19 protein-coding genes and 1 other RNA gene are annotated in these 20,370 nt (G+C 64.5%); 14 read left to right on the top strand and 6 right to left on the bottom strand.

Going from position 1 to position 20,370, the window contains the following annotated elements:
• Positions 1-21 precede the first annotated feature (21 nt).
• Together ssrA and R2834_22375 are read right to left on the bottom strand one after the other, a co-directional pair.
• Positions 22-403: a transfer-messenger RNA gene (ssrA, locus tag R2834_22380) on the bottom strand.
• A 186-nt stretch (positions 404-589) separates the two neighbouring features.
• Complete coding sequence (locus R2834_22375) at positions 590-1,048, bottom strand: hypothetical protein (protein MEZ4703091.1); 459 nt, start codon at positions 1,046-1,048, stop codon at positions 590-592.
• 578 nt (positions 1,049-1,626) lie between these two features.
• Between R2834_22375 and R2834_22370 the strand changes: the two genes are divergently transcribed.
• The 4 genes from R2834_22370 to R2834_22355 all read left to right on the top strand — a co-directional run bounded on the left by R2834_22370 (position 1,627) and on the right by R2834_22355 (position 4,171).
• Positions 1,627-1,962, top strand: a complete 336-nt coding sequence (locus R2834_22370) for a YtxH domain-containing protein (GenBank protein MEZ4703090.1) — start codon at positions 1,627-1,629, stop codon at positions 1,960-1,962.
• Between the two features lie 69 nt (positions 1,963-2,031).
• The gene (yaaA, locus tag R2834_22365; protein MEZ4703089.1) at positions 2,032-2,844 is read left to right on the top strand and encodes a peroxide stress protein YaaA; all 813 of its coding nucleotides are present in this window, start codon (positions 2,032-2,034) and stop codon (positions 2,842-2,844) included.
• 15 nt (positions 2,845-2,859) lie between these two features.
• Entirely contained in the window at positions 2,860-3,480 is a 621-nt protein-coding gene (udk, locus tag R2834_22360; GenBank protein MEZ4703088.1) for a uridine kinase, read from the top strand.
• A 70-nt stretch (positions 3,481-3,550) separates the two neighbouring features.
• Complete coding sequence (locus R2834_22355) at positions 3,551-4,171, top strand: hypothetical protein (protein MEZ4703087.1); 621 nt, start codon at positions 3,551-3,553, stop codon at positions 4,169-4,171.
• Here R2834_22355 and R2834_22350 read toward each other — a convergent pair.
• Entirely contained in the window at positions 4,168-4,998 is an 831-nt protein-coding gene (locus R2834_22350; GenBank protein MEZ4703086.1) for a biotin--[acetyl-CoA-carboxylase] ligase, read from the bottom strand. The two genes, R2834_22355 and R2834_22350, sit on opposite strands and share 4 nt — an antisense overlap.
• 139 nt (positions 4,999-5,137) lie before the next feature.
• Between R2834_22350 and R2834_22345 the strand changes: the two genes are divergently transcribed.
• Positions 5,138-5,830 (top strand): tetratricopeptide repeat protein, encoded by a 693-nt coding sequence (locus tag R2834_22345; GenBank protein MEZ4703085.1) that lies wholly within the window; start codon positions 5,138-5,140, stop codon positions 5,828-5,830.
• 28 nt (positions 5,831-5,858) lie between these two features.
• Here R2834_22345 and R2834_22340 read toward each other — a convergent pair whose 3' ends face one another.
• Positions 5,859-6,701 (bottom strand): hypothetical protein, encoded by an 843-nt coding sequence (locus tag R2834_22340; protein MEZ4703084.1) that lies wholly within the window; start codon positions 6,699-6,701, stop codon positions 5,859-5,861.
• Between the two features lie 148 nt (positions 6,702-6,849).
• Here R2834_22340 and R2834_22335 point away from each other — a divergent pair, with 148 nt between their 5' ends.
• The 7 genes from R2834_22335 (at position 6,850) to R2834_22305 (ending at position 13,198) form a co-directional block, all read left to right on the top strand.
• Positions 6,850-7,680 carry an inositol monophosphatase family protein gene (locus R2834_22335; protein ID MEZ4703083.1) on the top strand — a complete coding sequence of 277 codons (831 nt, stop codon included), beginning with the start codon at positions 6,850-6,852 and terminating at the stop codon, positions 7,678-7,680.
• A 127-nt stretch (positions 7,681-7,807) separates the two neighbouring features.
• Entirely contained in the window at positions 7,808-8,638 is an 831-nt protein-coding gene (locus R2834_22330; protein MEZ4703082.1) for an SDR family oxidoreductase, read from the top strand.
• A 9-nt stretch (positions 8,639-8,647) separates the two neighbouring features.
• A complete protein-coding gene (locus R2834_22325; protein MEZ4703081.1) occupies positions 8,648-9,427 on the top strand; it encodes an HAD hydrolase family protein in 780 nt (259 codons plus the stop codon).
• 119 nt (positions 9,428-9,546) lie between these two features.
• Positions 9,547-10,296: a L,D-transpeptidase family protein gene (locus R2834_22320; GenBank protein MEZ4703080.1), complete on the top strand. Its 750-nt coding sequence runs from the start codon at positions 9,547-9,549 to the stop codon at positions 10,294-10,296.
• Between the two features lie 73 nt (positions 10,297-10,369).
• Positions 10,370-11,797 carry an NfeD family protein gene (locus R2834_22315; GenBank protein ID MEZ4703079.1) on the top strand — a complete coding sequence of 476 codons (1,428 nt, stop codon included), beginning with the start codon at positions 10,370-10,372 and terminating at the stop codon, positions 11,795-11,797.
• Positions 11,798-11,844: 47 nt separating this feature from the next.
• Positions 11,845-12,360 (top strand): NfeD family protein, encoded by a 516-nt coding sequence (locus tag R2834_22310; GenBank protein MEZ4703078.1) that lies wholly within the window; start codon positions 11,845-11,847, stop codon positions 12,358-12,360.
• An 88-nt stretch (positions 12,361-12,448) separates the two neighbouring features.
• A complete protein-coding gene (locus tag R2834_22305) occupies positions 12,449-13,198 on the top strand; it encodes an energy transducer TonB (GenBank protein ID MEZ4703077.1) in 750 nt (249 codons plus the stop codon).
• Positions 13,199-13,203: 5 nt separating this feature from the next.
• Here the strand turns inward: R2834_22305 and R2834_22300 are convergent, their stop codons facing one another.
• A complete protein-coding gene (locus R2834_22300; protein ID MEZ4703076.1) occupies positions 13,204-14,529 on the bottom strand; it encodes a nucleoside transporter C-terminal domain-containing protein in 1,326 nt (441 codons plus the stop codon).
• Positions 14,530-14,646: 117 nt separating this feature from the next.
• Positions 14,647-16,542, bottom strand: coding sequence for a M1 family metallopeptidase (locus R2834_22295; GenBank protein ID MEZ4703075.1), 1,896 nt, complete (start codon positions 16,540-16,542; stop codon positions 14,647-14,649).
• 185 nt (positions 16,543-16,727) lie between these two features.
• Between R2834_22295 and R2834_22290 the strand changes: the two genes are divergently transcribed.
• Both R2834_22290 and R2834_22285 read left to right on the top strand, forming a co-directional pair.
• Positions 16,728-17,909, top strand: a complete 1,182-nt coding sequence (locus R2834_22290) for a lipase family protein (protein MEZ4703074.1) — start codon at positions 16,728-16,730, stop codon at positions 17,907-17,909.
• 127 nt (positions 17,910-18,036) lie between these two features.
• Positions 18,037-20,358, top strand: a complete 2,322-nt coding sequence (locus tag R2834_22285) for a UvrD-helicase domain-containing protein (GenBank protein ID MEZ4703073.1) — start codon at positions 18,037-18,039, stop codon at positions 20,356-20,358.
• Positions 20,359-20,370 lie beyond the last annotated feature (12 nt).

Below are 20,370 nucleotides of genomic sequence, written 5' to 3'. Positions count from 1 at the left end.
TATGAACTTAGGGCCAGTAACCTGTGGAGATGCCGGGAGTCGAACCCGGGTCCGAATGGGTGCACACGCAAGCCTCTACGTGCGTAGTCAATCTATTTGAGCTTCACCGTTTTCCTTAGCCAATTGACGGGGCCGGGAAAGGGCTGAGGTTGATTGGTTCTCACTGCGCAGGCTCAACCAGCGCCCTTGCAGCCAGTCCATTGTAGATGATGCCCGCCGCGCGCCAATGGACGCACCACGCTTTGGACAGATAGCACTAACTTAAGGGGTTACCTTAAGCGGCCATCGCGTACGAGTAATCGTTCGCAGTTACTTGGTTCTCAGCAGTTTATACGGGCTTGCCAAGAGGCCCGACACGGCTACCTACGGAACACAGTCCACCCGTCGAAGCCAGAACATCCCCAGTATGTACAAAGAACGTCGCTTTCAGCCTGCCACCCTGTCAGGTGTATCGGCCCGAGCGCGTAGGGTCTATACACGGCAAAGGGCGGGCCAAGGTTTCCGAGGGTTCCAGGTTTGAGGTTCAAGGGAGGCTTAAAGGATTGCCGCCCTTAAACCTTGAACCTCAAACCTGGAACCATTCTCCCTTCTACTGAACCGGCAACTCCGGCCTGGGGGCGCCGCGCAGATAGATTTCCCGGGCTTCGAGCGCTTCGGTGAGGTCGGGGAAGACGCTGCGTCGCAGGGGCGCCGGCATGTAGGGCAGCTTGTTGCGCGCACCGATGAACGGATGGCGGAAGGGGTGGATATAGACGCGGACGTAGTCGTCACCGATCGGGACGGCCTCCATGTAGGCGATGGTCTTGTACAGAATCCGCCGGTTGAACGTCCGGGATTCGGTGCGGATCGCGTTCTCGATCTCGGAGCCGGTCACCTGCCAGCCGGCTGCCTCGAAGCCTTCCGCCACCCGCGCCGGCATCGTCGCCGGGTCGCCGTCGATTTCGTAATCCACATAGAGGAACGACACACGCGGCGAGCAGCCGGCCGCCAGGACGGCGAACAGCACGGCCAGAAGCGGCATGCGGAAGTGGGGAAAGGTCTGGATCATGGCGACGGCGATGCGGAGCGGGTTTCTCCGGAGTGTACCTGGTAGTATCCCTGGCGAAGGCTTACCAACCAGTGCCGGGAACACTTCGTTCCGGTCGCGCGCCGTGTGCGTCGTTCACACACGCTTCGCGATCAAAAGATGGAATGGACGGAAACAGCGGGAACATGACCGTGTTTAAGGGGAGCTAGTTTCGGCTGGTCGTGGCCAGTTCGTCATGCATTCCGACAATCGTTTTAAGAGGAGTCTCTATGCCCTGTGGTCGTAAACGCAAACGGCACAAGATTGCAACGCACAAGCGCAAGAAGCGTCTGCGTAAGAATCGCCATAAGAAGAAGAACCGCTAGGCGACTGGCTAGACCGTGACGGTCCAAAGCTGCGGTCGGTTTCCCGGCGGTAGCTTTTTTTATCTAGCCCGGGGTCAAGGCCTCGCCAAAGGGTCCGTTCCTTTGCGTGTCCCCCTTTGCGCGCCCTATCGTGCAGCCCGCGCATGCGTGTTCGCCAGAAACTGCGAAGATGTTGGGGTCGTTAAATCGACCTGAACGCGTGAGTTGTAGCCACCTAATCCAACCGGTCTGCATATGAAAGAGTACACCGCAGGAAGTCTCGTTCGCGCCGGCATCTGGGGGGCCCTCATTGGTGGGGCGACCGGATTTGCGCTCGGACTGCTGCTGGCGCCTGAAGAGGGGCAGAAGATCCGTCGCCGGCTCACCTACCAGCTGGAAAATCTTGCGGATCAGGTCAACACGTTCGTCGAGAACATGGTGCATCCGGAAGTGCCTGGCGATGCGCGCCAGAAAGGCGACGCCATCGTTGCCGATGCGCGCAACCGGGCGCAACGCATCCAGGACGATATCGACGCCTTGATGGGCGAAGTACGCCGTCACGGTCCGTCGGGCACGCCTGCCTCCAACTGACCGTCGCCACTGGCCGACACCGGGGCCAGCGGGTTGTTTACTTCCTGCCTCAGCTGAATCGGCACATTCATGCCCAGGTTCTCGATCCTCCTGCCACCATCCGAAGGAAAATGTCCGGGCGGCAATCCGTTTGCCCCGGATATGTTCGATTACCGGTCGTCGAGCACGTTCAATTACTTCAACGATCTCAATCCCGAGCGCCGCAAACTCATCACGGCCCTCCAGGAGATCATCGAAGCCGGGCGCGACCTTGAAACGGTCTTCGGGGTCAAGGGCGAGACGCTCGAACAGGCCATCGCGGCCAACATGACCATTTTCGACGCCCCGCTCATGTCGGCGATGCAGCGATACAGTCCCGGCACCATGTACAAGTCGATGGACTTCGCCGGCCTGCCCACGGGCGCCCAACGCCGCCTCCTCGAAAACGGCATCATCGTCTCCGGCCTGTTCGGTCTACTCCGCCCCGACGATCTGATTCCCGACTACCGCCTCCGCATCGACGCCGTCCTGCCGGAGATGGGCCGCGTGTCGCGGTACTGGCGGCCGTATATCAGCCCGCTGCTCAACGAAGCCGTCAAGGGGCATATCGTGTGGAATCTCCTCCCCTCGTCGCACAAGGAGGCCTGGGACGACGAACACACCTACGAGCAGATGATCGAACTCCGGTTCTTCGAGGAAGAAAACGGGGAACGCAAGGCGATCACCCACGGCGTGAAGCCGCTCCGCGGCCAGCTCGTCAACGTCATCGTGCGCGAGGCCATCGAGCGGATGGAAGACCTCAAGGACTGGGAGCACCCCGCCGGCTACGTCTACGACGACTCCGAATCCTCCTGGGATGAAACCACCCGCACGGGCGTGGTGGCCATGGTGCGTCGCGCCTGAATCGCGAAGCGACGTATGCATCGGCGGCCTGTCGTCATCGGAATCGCCGGCGGATCGGGTTCGGGTAAAACCACCGTGTTGCGGCACATCGTCAACGACCTCGACGCCGGACACATCGCCGTCATCGAGCACGACGCGTATTATCGCGATCTCTGCCATCTCCCCATCGAAGCGCGCCGCGCCATCAATTTCGATCACCCGGATTCGCTCGAGACGGAACTCCTGCTCCAGCATCTGGAGCAACTCCTGGAAGGCCGATCGATCCAGAAACCGACCTACGATTTTCAGCGGCACACCCGCCGGCCGGAAACCGTCTGCGTGGAGCCGCGACCGGTCATCATCGTCGACGGCATCCTCGTGCTCGCCGAGACCGAGCTCGCGGCGCGGATGGATATCAAGATCTTCGTCGATACCGACGACGATGTGCGGCTCGTTCGCCGCATCAAACGTGACCTCACCGAGCGGGGCCGCTCGATCGAAGACATCCTCCTTCAATACGAGCACACGGTGCGCCCCATGTACCTCCAGTTCGTCGAGCCCTCCCGCCGGCGCGCCGATCTCATCATCCCCCGAGGCGGCCATAACCGGGTGGCTATCGATCTGGTGATCTCGCGCATCAAGGCGCTGATCGGCTGAGGGGCGTGTAACTGTCCGCCCCTCGATCCGTAGGAAGCGGTATTCTGATTTTCACACGAACCTGCCCGTTATGCTCGGAGCGATACGGACGGCCGGCAGCCGCGCCTACGGCTCTCTTCAACGATCGGTTCAGCGGTTTCTGCTGACCACCATCCATCCCGATCCGTGGATGCGGTACCGTTTTGCGGTCCCGGTCCATGCGTACGGGGCCGGCTCCCGTCATCCCTTCTCCTGGTATTTCTCGGGCAGCCTGTCGGACTCCGTGCGCAGCATCGACGATGTGCGGCAGTGGGTGTTGGATTGCGATTATGCGCGGGATGTCGACCAGTTCGATGCCGTAGATTACTGGCAGCACCCCTTGCTGTTCGAACGCAAACGGGTAGGCGATTGCGAGGACTTTTCGCTCTGGACCTGGCGACGGCTCGTCGAACTGGGCTACGACGCCGAATTTGTCGCCGGCTGGATCCAGTCTGACGACTGCACGCGGGTCGGCCACACCTGGGTGATGCTCCGCGACGGGGACGAGGCCCTGCTGTTCGATCCGGTGATCCGCGAGCCGGAGCGCGTCGTGATGCCGCTCGAAGCCCTGGAAGAACGCTACATCCCGCACGTGTCGGTCGACCGGGCGCTTCAGGGATTTGTGTACGGCGGTTATTATACCGCCCTCAGCGACCGCTGGAACGGCCGCTAGGCGTGGGGAAGGGGACGCAGCGTCACTTCGCCGGCGTGCAGGGATACGACGCCTTCTTCGGTGCGCAGCTGGAGGGCTCCACCCGGTGAAACCCCCTCGATAAAGCCTCGATAGCCGGCGCCCCCGCCGGCGACCCGCACGTCCACCTGCTCGCCGAACCGGTACATGCGCGACTCGTATTCGCCCAGCAGACGGGCCAGGGCGTCGTCATTCCCCATCTGGTCGTACATCGTTTCGAGTTCGATCAGGAGGTGCGCCAGCAGGGCGTCCCGCGCCACAAAGCGGCCCGTCTCCAGCACGAGGGAGGTGGCCGAGGAGGCGATCGGGTCCGGAAAGCTGGCCTGGTTGACGTTGATGCCGATCCCGAGGACGATGAACTCCGGCGGCTGCTGGAGCCCGCCGCTCTGGCTGGATTCGAGCAGCATACCCCCGCATTTTTTGCCGTCGATGTACACGTCGTTGGGCCATTTCAGCGATACGACGACGGGGGACGCAAACCCGTCTATCGCGCGGGCCGCGGCGAGGCCGGCCAGCAGGGGCAGCACGCTGACGCGTTCGAGCGGCAGGACAGGACGGAGGATGAGGGAGAAGAGCAGGTTTTTGCCCGGCTCAGCCTGCCACGCGCGCTGATGCCGGCCGCGGCCCGCGGTCTGGTAGTCGGCGATGACGATGGCTCCGTTCGGCGCGCCCCCGCGCGCCCAGGCCGATGCGGCGATGTTCGTCGAATCGATCGATTCGTAAATACGGCGCGGCGTACCCATCCATCGGCAGCGATCGAGTGCGTCCCAGGCGTCGGAGGGCGAATCGGGTACGTGGGGCTGTAGCATGAGCAGGCCAGACGCTGCGCGGTTTTCTGTACGGATGGGAGGAAAAGGGGGCGTTTGGACGTATCTTCCCGGCTGGAACGATTCTTGACTGAGCCGGTGCATGATGGCTCATATTGGACGAAGGAAGCAAGAGACGCACATGAAAAGGTCGTGGTTTCTAGGGATGGCGATGGCCGTGTTGTTGGCCGGCGCCGGCCGGGATGGGATGGCCCAGGTGCGTCCGCTCCAGCCGAACATTCAGGCCGAACTGCACCGCGCGGAAACGGCCTGGCGGAGCGGCGGGAGTCTGCTCGAAGCCAAGGTGCGGGCCGACGAGGTGCTGCGCCTGTCGCCGGATCATCCGGAGGCCCTGCGGCTTCGCGCAGAGGTGCTCCTCGCGCTCAAGCGGTACGACGAGGCGCTGCCGGACGCGCAGCGCGCCACGGAGCTGAATCCGAGTGACGGGCAGGCCTACTGGATCCTGGCGGAGTCGGCCCGGCTTGCGGGCCGTCCGGGCGTGGCGCGGGAATCCCTGCGCAAGGCCGCCGGCCAGATCACCAATGAAAACGCCGACCTCCATATCCAGCTGTCACAGGTAGCCGCGCAGGTCGACGAACTCGATCTGGCGGAGTCGTTCGCACGGGTCGCGCGCGCCAGGGACCCCGGGTACGCCGCCGCACACTACCAGCTGGCGCGGGTATTCCTCCTGCAGGGCCGGCAGCAAGCCGCCATATCCCTGCTGCTGAGCGGGCTGGACGATCGGGTGCTGGATCCGCGCTTTATCGAACAGGATTCCACCCTCGGCGTCCTCGCGCGGCATCCCGACCTCGCGCCGCGCCTTCGAGAGCGCTAGAGCGCCCGCGAGCACTACGCAGCCGGCATCAGACCCCTTCTTGCGTGACCGGCCGGACCTCGCTGTAGGAGGCAACGGTGCGGAATCGTTGCGGCGGGCGGAACGGCATCACGATCAGCGATTCGAAACGCGTATTCCAGGGCACCCACGCACCCTCGACGTTCTGGATGTGCACGAAATAGCGGCTTTCTTCCCTGAAAAAGAGGGCGAGGTCGATTCGTTCGAGCTGAACGGCGACCAGGACGTTCGAGGCCCGGTCCACGTACAGCCGCACGCGCCGGATGTTTTTGCCGTCGCCCTGCTCGGGCCGCGCGCGCACTTCATACACCCTGGATACGCCGTTGGTCATGAGCGTGTCCGGTCGCATCCGGTAGAAATACGCCTCGTAGTCGCGGGGGGCCAGATAGGGGGGATCCTCGGGCAGCAGATAGGGGGCGAGGTCCTTCGGGTCCTGCTTCTCGACGTTGGCCGACACGAACCGTTCGAAGAACCCGAAATCGAACGTGCCGGATGAATCCTGGTCGATCACCTCGAACCGCCGCGTTCCGGGGAGGCCGCTGTGGCGTACGGTGCGTTCCCGGAAGGCGACGAGGTACGCATCCTTGTCCAACTGCTCCGTCCTGAAGTAGCGCGTAAACGCAAAATGAGGCAGTTGGGCGAAAGCCTGCCGGATGGGTTCGGTGTCTGCGGTCGCAAAAGCGGTGAGGACGGAATCCCGTTCGGCCGCATCCTGGTTGAACGCGTTTTCATACGTCGCATACACGGCTTCGCCGGGCGTGGGCGACGCGCTTTCGCCGCACGCGGCGAGGGCGACAAGGAGCGGCCCTGCGAGCGCGAGCCGTTGGAAAGCGAGGAGAACGCGATGCTTCATCGTTTGCGATGCGTGGCAGAATCCTGGAGTCGCTCCTTCTAACCCGGCGGACGGTCTGCGGTTGCGACAGGGCCGTTCTGGGTCGTTCTGAGCCGTGCGGCCGCATTCTCGGCGCCGTGCAGCATCTTCCTATCAAACCCCGATTCCCGTGAGCGAAAAAACAACGCAACGTTATACCAGGGCCCGCGATGTGGCCGTACAGGCCGCGATGGATGCCGGCCGACTGATCGCCATGCACGCCGGCCGGCTCCAGGAAGGCCAGGTCCGCGAAAAGGCGACGCACGACCTCGTCACGGAAATCGATGTCGCCTCGCAGGCGCTGATCACGCGCCGGCTGCTCGACGCCTTCCCGGAGTCGACCGTGCTCGGCGAGGAGGGGACGGTGCTGGCCGAGGCCGCGCGGGAGGTGGCCGGCTGGCGCTGGATCATCGACCCCGTCGACGGCACGACCAATTTCGCCCACGGCGTCCCGCCGTATGCCGTCAGCATCGGGTTGCAGGACGAGGGCAAGCCGGTCGTCGGGGTGGTGTACGAGGTGTCGCGGGATGAGCTGTTTACGGCCGTGACCGGCCAGGGGCTGTTCGTGAACGGCCGGCCGGGGCGCGTGAGCACCCATGCCACGCTCGACCAGAGCCTGCTTGTCACGGGGTTTCCGTATACCCGGTTCGAGCACATCGATGCGTTTATGGACGTCCTGAGCCGGCTCCTCCGCGCCTCGCGCGGCGTCCGCCGCACGGGCAGCGCGGCGACCGATCTGGCGTATGTCGCGTGCGGGCGCTTTGACGCGTTTTTCGAGAGCGGGCTCATGCCGTGGGACCTTGCCGCCGGCGTCGTGCTCATCGCCGAGGGCGGCGGCATGGCGACGAATTACTACAACGTGCCGGAGCGTCTTTTCGATCGCCAGATCGCGGCAACCAACGGCCATATCCACCACGAATTGCTCGCCATCCTGGACGCCGTGAAGGATCTCATGCCCTGAGCGACGTTTAGATTGGCGATGAATTTCGGCTTCGCTCGCCGGGGCAGGTAGGATGTACGCCCCGTGGGTCCTAGTTTAGCGGCCGAAAACAGACGCTCCACTCGATTCTATCCATCCTTACGTCGATATGGAAACTACAGGCTTGGGCCTCCTCAAAGGGAAAAAAGGCATCATCTTTGGCGCGCTCGAAGAACGCAGCATCGCCTGGGCGATCGCGGAACGCGTCCATGAGGAAGGCGGGAAATTCATCCTTTCGAATGCGCCCGTCGCCAAGCGGATCGGCTCGCTCGATGCGCTCGCCGAAAAGACGGGCAGCCCGCTCGTCTGGGCCGACGCCACGAGCGACGAGGACCTGAAGACGCTCTTCGAAGAAGCGAAGGCGCAGTACGGCACCGTCGACTTTATCGTCCATGCGATCGGGATGGGGCTCAACGTGCGCAAGAACCGGCCCTATGAGGCGCTCAACTACGAGTGGTTCCAGAAGACGCTCGACATCTCGGCCATCAGCCTGCACCGCACCATCCATCACGGCCTCGAAACGGGCGCCATTGCCGACAAGGCGTCGATTGTGACGCTGACCTACATCGGCGCGCAGCGCATCTTCTCGGCCTATTCCGAGATGGGGGATGCGAAGGCGCTGCTCGAAAGCATCGTCCGCTCGTTCGGCTATCGCCTCGGGAAGCGGGGCATTCGGATCAACTCGATCTCGCAGGGTCCGACGCGGACCACCGCCGGCTCGGGCATCAGCGGCTTCGACGCCCTGTTCGAATTCGCCGAGCGCATGTCGCCCCTGGGCAACCCGGACGCGAGGAGCTGTGCCGACTACACCATCACGCTTTTGAGCGACCTCACCCGCATGGTCACGATGCAGAATCTGTTTCACGACGGCGGCTTCAGCTCGATGGGCATTTCGGACGAGTTGATCGCCGAACTGGGCGACCTGCTCAAGCCCTCCTGACCCGATCGCATGACGGAACATCCCTCGCCGCGGGTACGGCTGTTCGTGTCGGATATCGACGGCTGCCTTGGCGAGCCGTATCAGGCCTTCGATCTCGGTTCGATGAGCCGGCTCGCGGACCTCGCGCGGCTCGGGGGGCGGCTGGATTCCTCGCCGCATTACCCGGCTCTGGGCCTCTGTTCGGGCCGGCCGTTTCCCTACGTGGAGGCGCTCACGCAGACGCTCGGCCTCGTCGTGCCCGTCCTCTTCGAGAGCGGCGGGGGCATCTTTGACCCCGTTTCCGCCCGCGTGCAGTGGCATCCCGCCTTTTCGGACGACCTCCGCGAAGAGGTGGAGGCGCTGGGGCGGTGGATGGTCGAACACTGCATCCCGGGGTCGTCGCTGCTGTTCGATTTTGCGAAGCGGACGCAGCCCGGGATGATCAGTCCGTTTTCCGAGGAGATCGACCGCTGGATGCCCGTGGTGGAGGAGCGCGTGGCGGTTCATCATCCCCGCCTTACCGTGCATCGCACCAACCTGTCGATCGATGTCCTGCCGGAGGGCATCAGCAAACACATCGGGATGGCGTGGCTGTCCGAGCAGCTGGACGTACCGCTCGCCGGCATGGCGTACATCGGCGACAGCAGCGGCGACCTCGAGGCGCTGAAGGCGGTTGGTACCTCTTTTGCTCCGCAGAATGCGATCGAGGCCGTCAAGTCGGCCGTACATCGGGTCACGGCGCCGCGTATCGCCGGCGTCGTGGAGGCCTACGAGGTCTGTCTGGCGAAGAATCGGGCGCTTTCGCGCTGAAAGCGGGGCATCTTTCCGCCAGACCGACTTGTCGATTGGACTTAAATCACCTAGATTTATGTCGAATGTAATAGGTTCACCCGTTTCGCTAACTCACTGCCGGCCTTATACGTACGCTGATGCTCTGGACCACGCTCCACCTGCTTCTGCTCGTCACGACCGCTTTTGTCGGTCTCTTTTCGGAGGATGACGATTTCGCCGATGCGCGGCGACTTTATTACACGGTGTCGCGCGACGGGATGCTCTATCGGAGTCCGAGCGACGCGCAGGCGTATCTCGCGCTGCGTTTTCGCGAGCCGCTCATCGTGATCGAGCGCAATCCCGCCTGGAGCCGCGTTCGCACCCGCTCGGGCGAGCAGGGGTATGTGCAGACCGGCGCGATCTCGAATGTCTGGATTCGGGTCTCCAAACGGCGCAAGGCCGTGTATGTGTACCGGGGCACCGAACTCGTGCGCAAGATCCCCGCCGATTTCGGCGCCAACGTGGTATCCGACAAGATCCGGCGCGGTAACCTCAGCTCGCCCGACGACTGGCGTACACCGGAAGGGACGTTCTTCGTCGTCTCCAAGAATCCCAACAGCAAGTTCTACAAAGCGTTCGTGCTCAACTACCCGAACGCCGAGGATGCCGACCGGGGCTTTCAGGACGGCATCATCTCGCGCGAGCAGCGCGACGCGATCGTGGCGGCCGAAGAACGCGGCGACATGCCGCCGATGGACACCCAGCTCGGGGGCTGGATCGAGATCCACGGCAGCGGCACCGGCGGCGGCACGAACTGGACCCAGGGCTGCGTGGCGATCCGCAACGAGCAGATGGACGAACTCTGGGCGCTCGTCAACGTGGGCACACCCGTGATCACGGAGTATTGAGGCGGCCTGCGGGGTGAATCTTCACCCTGCGTTTCGCGTACCTACTGACAGGCTCAACCAACCTGGATCGGTCATGAAAGGTACGCTGCACATCCTTCGCGCACAGCTGACGGCGCTGGTCGTCCTACTGGCCTGTACGCCGGCTCTGGCGCAGCAGGCGGGTAAAATCGACTTTCCGGAGCCGCTCGGGGCGGGGCCGGCGTATATCGTCCCGATCGATGAAACGATCGACGCCGCGCTCGCCAGCTACATTGACCGCGCCACCAGCGAGGCCGAGGAGGCCGGGGCATCCGTCATCGTCTATCATGTCGACACCTTCGGCGGGCTGGTCGATGCGGCCGATCAAATCCGCAAAACCATCCTCAATACACCGATTCCGACGGTAGCCTTCATCGACAAGAACGCCGCGTCGGCCGGGGCGCTGATTTCGTATGCCGCCGACCGGATCGTGATGGCACCGGGCGCCTCGATCGGGGCGGCCACCGTCGTGGAAGGCGGGAGCGGGAAAAAGGCGGCGGAGAAATACCAGAGCTACATGCGCGGCCTGATGCGCGCGACGGCCGAGGCCAACGGGCGCGACCCGCGGGTGGCGGAGGCGATGGTAGACGACTCCCTGGAAGTGGAAGGGATCTCGAAAGCCGGCGAACTGCTCACGCTCTCGACCCGGGAGGCGCTCCGGATCGGCGTCGCGGACGCTGAGATGGAGGATCTGCCCGCGGTGCTGGCCGCGCTCGGGATCGACGAGAGCCGGCGATTCGATCATCACGTGACGGGCACCGAAAAGGCGCTTCGTTTCCTCGGTTCGCCTGTGCTGCAATCCCTCCTCATGCTCATGATGATGGGCGGCCTGTATTTCGAGTTGCAGTCGCCGGGTGTGGGCTTCGCGGGGCTGATGGCCGGCGTGGGCGCCGCGCTGTTTTTTGCGCCGAACTACATGATGGGCCTGGTGGAAAGCTGGGAGATCGTCCTGTTCGGGATCGGTGTGATCCTGCTGCTGGCGGAAATCTTTGTGATACCGGGCTTCGGCGTGGCCGGCATCACCGGGCTGATCCTCATCGTGGGGTCGTTGTTCGCCGCGCTGGTCGGCAACGTCGGCCTCGCGTTTCCCGACATGGCCTCGATCACGTCCGCCATCGGGACGATGGCGATCACGATGGTCCTGCTCGTGGTGCTGATCTTCTCGCTGGGCCGCATCCTGCCGCAATCGCAGCGGTTCAACCGGCTCGTGCTCGCGCCGGAATTGACAAGCGCCGACGGCTATACCTCGGCGGACACGCACGAGGAGTGGCTCGGCGCGGTCGGACGCGCCCTGACGCCGCTGCGCCCGGCCGGCACGGTGGAGCTTTCGGTGGGAGAAATGGCGCGTCGGGTAGATGTTGTCACGTCAGGAGAGTACATTCCAGCCGGCAGCGCCGTGCGGGTCGTCCAGGTCCGCGGCAGCCGGGTGGAGGTGCAGCCTGTGACCTCCCTCGCCGAGGGAAATGAAACATCCCGCGCCTAGCCCGTACACCCACCCATTATTTTCCCGTAACGCGCACCACGATCCCATTGGATTTCCTCATCCCCATAGCCCTGATTGCGGCCGGCGTCGGATTGATCCTCGTCGAAGTCTATCTGGTGCCGGGGTTTAATGTGGTCGGGATCGTGGGGGTGCTCCTCATCCTGTTCGGCGTCGGCTACTCGTTTTCCGAGCATGGATTTGTGGGAGGCTCCATCGCGCTGGTTGGCGCCTCGGTGGCATTCGGGGCGTCGTTCTACTGGCTCTGGCGATCCGGCGCGTGGGACCGGTTTATTCTGGCGACGAGTCTGCGCCGGGACGATCAGTTGATCGCCCGGGAGAGCGAGGATCGCTCGCGCGTGCTGGGGCAGCAGGGTGTCGCGATCACGCCGCTTCGCCCGACGGGCATCGTCGACATCGGCGGCCGGCGGATCGAAGTGCGTACGGAAGGCGAGTTCATCGCCGCCGGCAGCGAGGTGCGCGTGGTGGCCATGGATCGCCGGCAATACTTCGTTCGCCTCGCCAATGCGTTGCCCGAGAGCAACGTCTCTTCTTCGGCCGATTGATCGCTACCGGCAACATTCCCGCCTCTTTTTTGTCTGTGTAGCAACGGACTTCGCAACCATGGACCTCGTTGGAGGGCTATCTGTATCCATGCGGTTTAAACCGGCAGTATTCGCGCTTATTGTCTTCGTTTCCATCGTTTTCGCCGCGGGCTGCGCGACGGAACCCGCGATGCGGTATGGGCCGCCGGAGGGCTGGGAGGGCGCCGGCGCGCGCTGGTGGCTGGCCGGCCAGGATACGTCGGGCTTTTATCCGAAGATGGAGACCATCGACGATATGTCGCTGGAAGACGACGACGTGGTTTTTCTGGCGCCGGGCGAGGTCGCCGCGATGCGCCGCAACGATCGGGCGCAGTTCGAGCGCGCCGTGAAACGCAGCCTGATCCGTCTGTTCCGGAACGAACCCGTGATCGTGGATTCCCTCTTCACGGCGCATATCAAGCCGCTGCTGGCGGACGTCGCGTTTACGAGCGACCCCGTGCAGGATGTCGAGAACTTCAAGCGGAAAGCCTACAAGCTGCTGGCGCGGCATTTCAGGGAGCCGCGCGCCAAGCTCGAGCTGGGCAAGGACGTGCCGATCATCTACCCTGACAGCCTCCGCGAGCAGGGGATTGGCGGCGCGGTCGTGCTCCAGGTGCGGCTCGACCAGGAGGGCGTGCCGCAGTCCGTCGAGTTGATCAAAAGCATCCACCCCGTGCTGGATCAGATCGCGATGGAGGCCACGACGCGGATGCGCTGGCTGCCGGCCTACATCTTTCAGAAGAAGGAATGGCAGCCGGTGCCGGCGTGGGCCCGTTTTCGCATCTCGTTCAGCAGCGCGAACACGCAGGAGGCCGGCTGAGCGCGTCAGCCGATGAGCATGCCGGCGATCGTCGCCGTCATCCACGACGCCAGCGCCCCGCCGATGACGGCCTGGATGCCGAGTCTGGCGACGTCGCTGCGGCGTTGCGGCGCGATGCCGCCGATGCCCCCGATCTGGATCGCGATCGACGAGAAGTTGGCGAACCCGCACAGGGCGTAGGCGGCGATGATGGTCGTGCGTTCGCTGAGCACGTCTTTCAGGTTGCCGAGCGAGAGGTAGGCGATGAACTCGTTGACCGCGATCTTTTCCCCGAGCAGGGAGCCGAAGAGCAGGATCTCGTTGGATTGGACCCCCATGGCCCAGGCGATCGGGGCGAAGAGGAAGGCAAAGATGGACTGGAGCGACAGGCTCGTGAACCGTCCGCCCGTCCAGTTGGCGATTACGCCGTTCAGGTCGTAGGCTTCCCATCCAAAGATGACCGGCCGGCCGGCGATCCCGAGCAGGTAGTTGACGAGCGCGAGGAGGGCAATGAAGGCCAGGAGCATGGCGCCGACGTTGAGCGCGAGTTTGAGGCCTTCGCTGGCGCCGTCGGCCGTGGCTTCGAGCACGTTGGAACCCTGGGTGGGCACTTCCATGGCGATCTCGCCGGTCGTCGCCGGCGCCTCGGTCTCCGGGACGATGATTTTCGCCATCACGATAGCCGCGGGGGCGCTCATGATCGAGGCCGAGAGCAGGTGGCCGGCGAAGGCCACGCGCGCCACGGGGTCGTCGCCACCGAGAAAGAGGATGTACGAGGCCAGCACGCCGCCGGCGATGGTGGCCATCCCGCCCGTCATCAGCGTCATCAGTTCACTGCGCGTCATGCCCTGGATGTAGGGCCGGACGACGAGGGGCGCCTCGGTCTGCCCGATAAATACGTTGGCGGCGGTGGCGAGGGATTCCGCGCCGGAGATCTTCATGGTTTTCGCCATGAACCGGCCCATGCCGCGCACCACGGGCTGGATCAGCCTCAGGTAATACAACATGCCCATCAGGGCGCCGAAAAACACGATCGTGGGCAGCACCTGAAACGCGAAAATGGAGCCGATCGAGCCTTCCTGGCCCTGGGGTATGCCGAGCGGACCGAAAATGAACCGCGACCCCTCGAACGTGAAGCTGAGCACGCGGGAGAACACGCCCCCGATGAACTCGAACACGGCGCGCCCCGGCCCGGTCTTGAGCACCAGCAGCGCGAAAATCAGCTGCAGCAGGACGCCTACCCCGACCAGTCGCCAGTTTACGGCCCGGCGGTTCGATGAAACGGCGTAGGCGATGCCGACCAGGACGGCCACACCGAACAGGCCGCGGAGGATGTACACGAGGGTGGTCATAGACGCGATGATTGCGGGACAGGAGGGGGTGAGCGGCGTAGGCCGGGGGGTGGGTGACGCAGGCTGAGGCCGGCGTAAGATAGGATTTCCCCGCGAAAAGAGAAGCGAAAAGTCGGGCTACCGCGGCCACCGGTTGTTGGCCCGATCGGCATCCGGGAGGCGATGGTCCGGGTCGATGACGATGGCGGCCACATCCGGCTGCCGGGGGACGAGATGCACCTGATCCTGGCCGGCGAAGCCCTGTGCGGGCAGCCGCAGCCGCTGGTCGCTGCCGTCCTGAAACACGATGCGGATGTCGAGCGGCATCAGCACGCCGTTCGGCTGGCGGATGATGAACGCGTTCTGTTCCGCCGGCTCCACCGACGGGTCAAACACGCCCGAGCCGTAAAACCAGCCGCGCCAGAACCAGGAGAGGTCTTCGCCCGTGCCGTCTTCCATGGTGCGGAAGAAGTCGGCCGGCTGGGGGTGTCGGTAGGCCCAGCGGAGGATGTAATCGCGAAAAGCCGGGTCGAAGCGCTCGGGCCCGAGCACATACTCGCGCAACAGCACCAGGGCGAAGGCCGGCTTCCGGTAGGAGAGGAAACCCCTCGCTTCGGGGGGCATGCGGTCGGGCGGCGTCGTGCTGGGCAGGGCGCCGCCGGGGCCGGCCATCCGGCTGGCGATGGAGTCGGGCGAGAACGCGGCGAGGCGATCGGCGTCGTCGCCATACATAGACCGGTTGGCGTAGTAGTTGATGAACGTCGTGAGCCCCTCGTCCATCCAGGCGTGCCGGCGTTCGTCGGAGCCGACGAGCATGGGAAACCAGGTATGGCCGATCTCGTGATCGGTGACGCCGAAGAGGTCCTGCCCCCGGTCGTCCATCGCACAGAAGATCAGCATCGGGTACTCCATGCCGCGCACGCGGCCCGCCACGTTGATCGCGGTCGGGTAAGGATAGGCGTGCCAGCGGTCGGAGTGCAGCTTGATGGCCTGGCGCAGGTAGTCCGTCGCGCGCTCCCAGCCGGGGGCGTCGTTCGAGCCCAGCGCCTCTTTCGGATAGGCCGACATGAGCAGGACGCCGTTCCAGCCGGCGGCGTCGAGCAGGAAAGCCGGCGAGGCCGCCCAGGCGAAGTCCCGGACGTTTTCCGCCCGGAAGCGCCACGTCAGCATCGGTTCGCCCTGCGGCCGGCGGTCCGGGGCGCCGGCGTCGGACACGTCGACGATGGATACGGTCGTCTCGCTGGTACGCGCCTGTTCGATGCGTTCGGCCTGATCCGGGGTGTAGACATCCTCCGGGTTGAGGAGGGAGCCCGTGGCCACGACGACGAAGTCGGACGGCACGGTCAGCGACACGTCGAAGTCGCCGTATTCCAGATAAAATTCGCCCTGGCCGAGGTAGGGCAACGTATTCCAGCCTTCGACATCATCGTACACCGCCATCCGCGGGTACCACTGCGCGATCTGGTAGATCGGTCCCTGCTCGACATCGAGCCGGCCCATGCGGTCGGCGCCATGTTCGGGGATGACGAAGCTGAAATCCATCGCCAGCTCGGCGACGCCGCCGCCCGCCGCGAGCGGAGCCGGCAGGTCGATGCGCATCCGGGTCCCGTCGACGATCGGCGCGGCGCCGACGAGCGTCTCGCCCATCGACACGGCCGCGTTCGCGATGTCGATCCCGCCGCCCTCGAAGGCCCCGCGCCAGCGCGAACCCGCGCCGTAGCGCTGATCGCCGAGGCTGTTCGGGACGAACAGGTTCTGGTCGAGTTGCAGCCAGAGGTAGGTGAGGGCGTGGGGACTGTTGTTCGTGTACGTGATGGTGACCGTCCCCTCGATCCGATGCGTGAGCGGGTCGAGCGAGGCCTCGATGCGGTAATCGGCCCGTTGTTGCCAGTACGCCTCGCCCGGCGCGCCGGAGGCCGTCCGGTACGACGAGGGGGGCGGCATGTCGAGCGGCAGGATGGCCGTCTGCTGGGCGGCGCCCGGCGCGGTGAGCAGGGCCGTGAGCACGGCGGCCAGAGCAAAGCGTTTTGTCATGGATGTTACGTTCGGCAGCTTTTTCGCCTGGAGGGCACTCCGATACCCCGGGGACGGGACGTAGCATGCGCGCCACGCCATGGTAGTTCCGGTTTGGTCTCAGGGTTTCATTGATCGGATCAGCCATGGCGGCATACCCCTCTTCTGTCCTCTCTCGCGCGTTTTTCTGGCGTTGCGTAGCCATCATGAGCATGCTGCTCGTTTTTGCCGGCGCCGGCGACGAACCCCGCCGCGGGACCATCGTGTCGGTGGAGCGGATCGCGTCGGTGACGGTGGACGACGTGGCCGCGCGGCTGCGCGAGGCCGGCGTGCCGGGCCGGCCGATGTATGGCGTGACCCTCTACCGGGTGCTGTACCGCACGACCGACACGGACGGCGCGCTCACGGTCGCCTCGGGCGCCCTCGCCGTGCCGGAAGGCCTCACCGCGCCGGCGCCGCTGCTCAGTTATCAGCACGGGACCACGATCGCGAAGGACAGGGTGGCCTCGATGCGCGATTTCGATCTGATCGGGATGGGGTTCGGGGCGAGCGGGTATATCACGGCCCTGCCGGATTATCTCGGTCTCGGCGTCTCGGACGGGCTGCATCCGTACGTGCATGCGGCGAGCCTGAGCACCGCGATCGTCGACATGCTCCGCGCCGTGCGGCAGTACAGTGCCGACGAGGGCGTGCTGCTGGGCGACCAGCTCTTCCTGATGGGCTACTCCGAAGGCGGGTACGCCACCATGGCCGCGCATCGCGCTATCGAGGCGCAGTATGCGGACGAGTTCGAGGTGACCGCGTCGGCCCCGATGGCCGGCCCGTACAGCCTGTCGGATGTCATGTTCGGGCAGATGGTCGATGACCGGTCGTATCCGACCACCGTGTATCTCCCGCTGACGCTTTTCGCCTACGACCAGGTCTACGACCTCTTCGAGAATCCTTCCGAGGTGCTAGCCCCTCCGTACGACACGACGCTGCCGGCGCTGTTCGACGGCGCCCTCGACTGGCGCGAGATCAACGCGCACCTCCCCGACGTGCCCCGCGCCATGCTGAGCGCCTCGTTTCTCGAAAACCTGGCACAAGACCCGGCGCATCCGCTGCTCCGCGCGTTGCGCGAAAACGACGTGTTCGACTGGAAGCCCCGCGCTCCGATGAAGCTCTTTCATTGCCTCGAGGACGAACAGGTGCCGTTCCGGAACGCCGAGATGGCCATCGAGGCCTTTCATCGGCACGGGGCCGTCGATGTGGATGTCGCGGCGCTGGATTTTGGCGGCCACGAGGCGTGCGCGCCGCCGGCGATCTTCCTGGGCAAGCTCTGGTTCGACGCGTTCGTGGACGAAGAGGCCGTGCTGCTGCGTCAGGCCCGCGCGACGCTCGAGAAATAGCGCTGTCGCAGCGAACGGAGTCGGTCGCGCACCCCGCCACTTTTTCATCTGGCCGGGCGGTTCGGGTGGACGAATTTCGGTATCTTGAGATCCCTTCGTCCTCTTCCATTTTGCGCAGCACAGGTTCATGCGGCAGTACCGATTGGATTTCGACGCCGAGGCGACGCCGGCGCCGGCCATTCAGGCAGATCAGATTCTCCAGGGGCTCAACGAGCGGCAGCAGGAGGCCGTCCGGGCCACGGATGGCCCGGTGATGATCGTCGCCGGCCCGGGGTCGGGCAAGACGCGTACGCTCACGCACCGCATCGCCTACCTGCTGGCGACGAACAAGGCCCGGCCGTATCAGATTCTCTCGCTCACCTTCACGAACAAGGCGGCGCGGGAGATGAAGGAGCGCATCGAAAAGCTGGTGGGGGCGGATCTGGCCGGCGGGATGTGGATGGGCACGTTCCACTCCACCTTCGCCCGCATGATGCGCGTGGAGGCCGAGGCGCTCGGGTACTCGCGCGACTTCTCCATCTACGACACCGAGGACGCCGAACGCATCATCCGGGAACTCATGGGGTCGCTCAACATCGACACCCGGCAGTTCAGCCCCCGCTCGATGCTGTTTTTGATTTCGAGCGCCAAGAACCAGATGGTGGGGCCGGACGAGTACCAGCGGTTGGCCTCGACGAATAATCAGGACCTCGCCGCGCGCATCTATAAGCCCTACGTAGAGACCCTCAAGCGCGCCAATGCGATGGATTTTGATGATCTCCTCATCAAACCCATCGAACTGTTCCGGCTGCGGCCAGACATCCTCGAAAAATATCAGAACCGCTGGTCGTTTATCCACATCGACGAATACCAGGACACCAACCACGCCCAGTACCTGCTGACGAAGACGCTCGCCGAGCGGCACAAGAACATCTGCGTCGTGGGCGACGACGCCCAGAGCATCTACGCCTTCCGCGGCGCGGACATCGGGAATATCCTCTCGTTCCAGCGGGATTACCCCAACGCCGTCACGATCCGGCTCGAACAGAGCTACCGGTCTTCGAAGCGCATCCTCCGCCTGGCCGATTCGATCATCGGGCACAACAAGGACCAGCTCGAAAAAACGTTGTGGACCGAAAACGGTGACGGGACGCCGATCGTGCTGATGGAGGCCGTGTCGGAGAAGGACGAGGCGCAGAAGATCGAGCGCCGGATTCGCGACCTCGGCGTGCGCGCCGGCTACCGGTTTACCGATTTCGCCGTCCTCTACCGCACCAACGCGCAGAGCCGCTCCCTCGAAGACGCGCTCCGCCGCGGCGGCATCCCGTATCGGGTCGTCGGCGGGATGTCGTTTTACCAGCGGCGAGAAATCAAGGATGTGCTGGCGTATCTGCGTCTGGCCGTCAACCCGAACGACGTGGCGAGTCTGCGGCGGGTGATCAACTATCCGGTGCGCGGGATCGGCGCGAAGACGCAGGAAGAGATCTTCGGCTTTGCCGAGCGCCAGGGCATCTCTGCCTGGGAGGCGCTCGAACGGCTGCCCGAAATCGGGCTGCCGACGCGGACGCAAGGGCTCGTCGCGGCCTTCCGCGACATGGTGAAGCCCTACATGGCGCAGGCCTTCGATCGGCCGGCCGACGAGGTGGCGCGCGAACTCATCAAGGAGTCCGGCATCCTGTCCGATCTCCGGGACGAGGGGACGCAGGAAGGGCTCGTCCGCTGGGAAAACGTGCAGGAGCTCATCAACGCCATCGCCGAATACACCGCGCTGGAGCGCGATACGGCTTCGCTCAGCGCGTTCCTCCAGCAGGTGTCGCTGTTCACCGACCAGGACGCGACCGACAACCGTGACGAGCGGGTCACACTGATGACGCTGCATGCCTCGAAGGGGCTGGAGTTCGAGGTCGTTTTTGTCGCCGGCCTGGAGGAAGGCCTGTTCCCCCTCGCCAACGCCACGCAGGAGCGCAAGGAGCTGGAGGAAGAGCGCCGGCTGTTCTACGTCGGCGCGACGCGGGCGAAGTCGCACCTGTTTCTCTCCTTCGCGCGGAGCCGTTTCCGCTACGGCGAGACGACCTCGAGCATGCGGAGCCGCTTCCTCGAGGAGGTCGATGCGAGCGTATTGCTCACCGAGGCCGGCGAGTCGCTCGAGCAGCGCCCGAACCGGTTCCAGGCGACCGAAAAACGCACCATCGCGTACGAACGGCTCGATCCGCACTATTACCGCGAAAGCCTGACGACGCCGAAGCCGAAGCCGCCGGCCAAAAAAACAGGCGATCGCCGCATCGTCTACGACGAGACCGAAGGCGGCCGCATCGTCCCCGGCGTCGTCGTCGAGCACGAACAGTTCGGCGAGGGGAAGGTGCTGTCGATGGAGGGGCAGGGCGACCAGGCGCGCGCGACGGTCTTTTTCAAGGAAGTCGGGCAGAAGAAGCTGGCGCTGAAGTTCGCGAAGCTGCGTCTGGTCGAATAACGTTGGAGCGCG

The sequence above is a fragment of the Rhodothermales bacterium genome (assembly GCA_041391505.1).
In the GTDB taxonomy this organism is placed as follows: domain Bacteria; phylum Bacteroidota; class Rhodothermia; order Rhodothermales; family JAHQVL01; genus JAWKNW01.
Note: the sequence above shows the minus strand (reverse complement) of the source record. Positions and strands in the feature narration are given on the sequence as shown.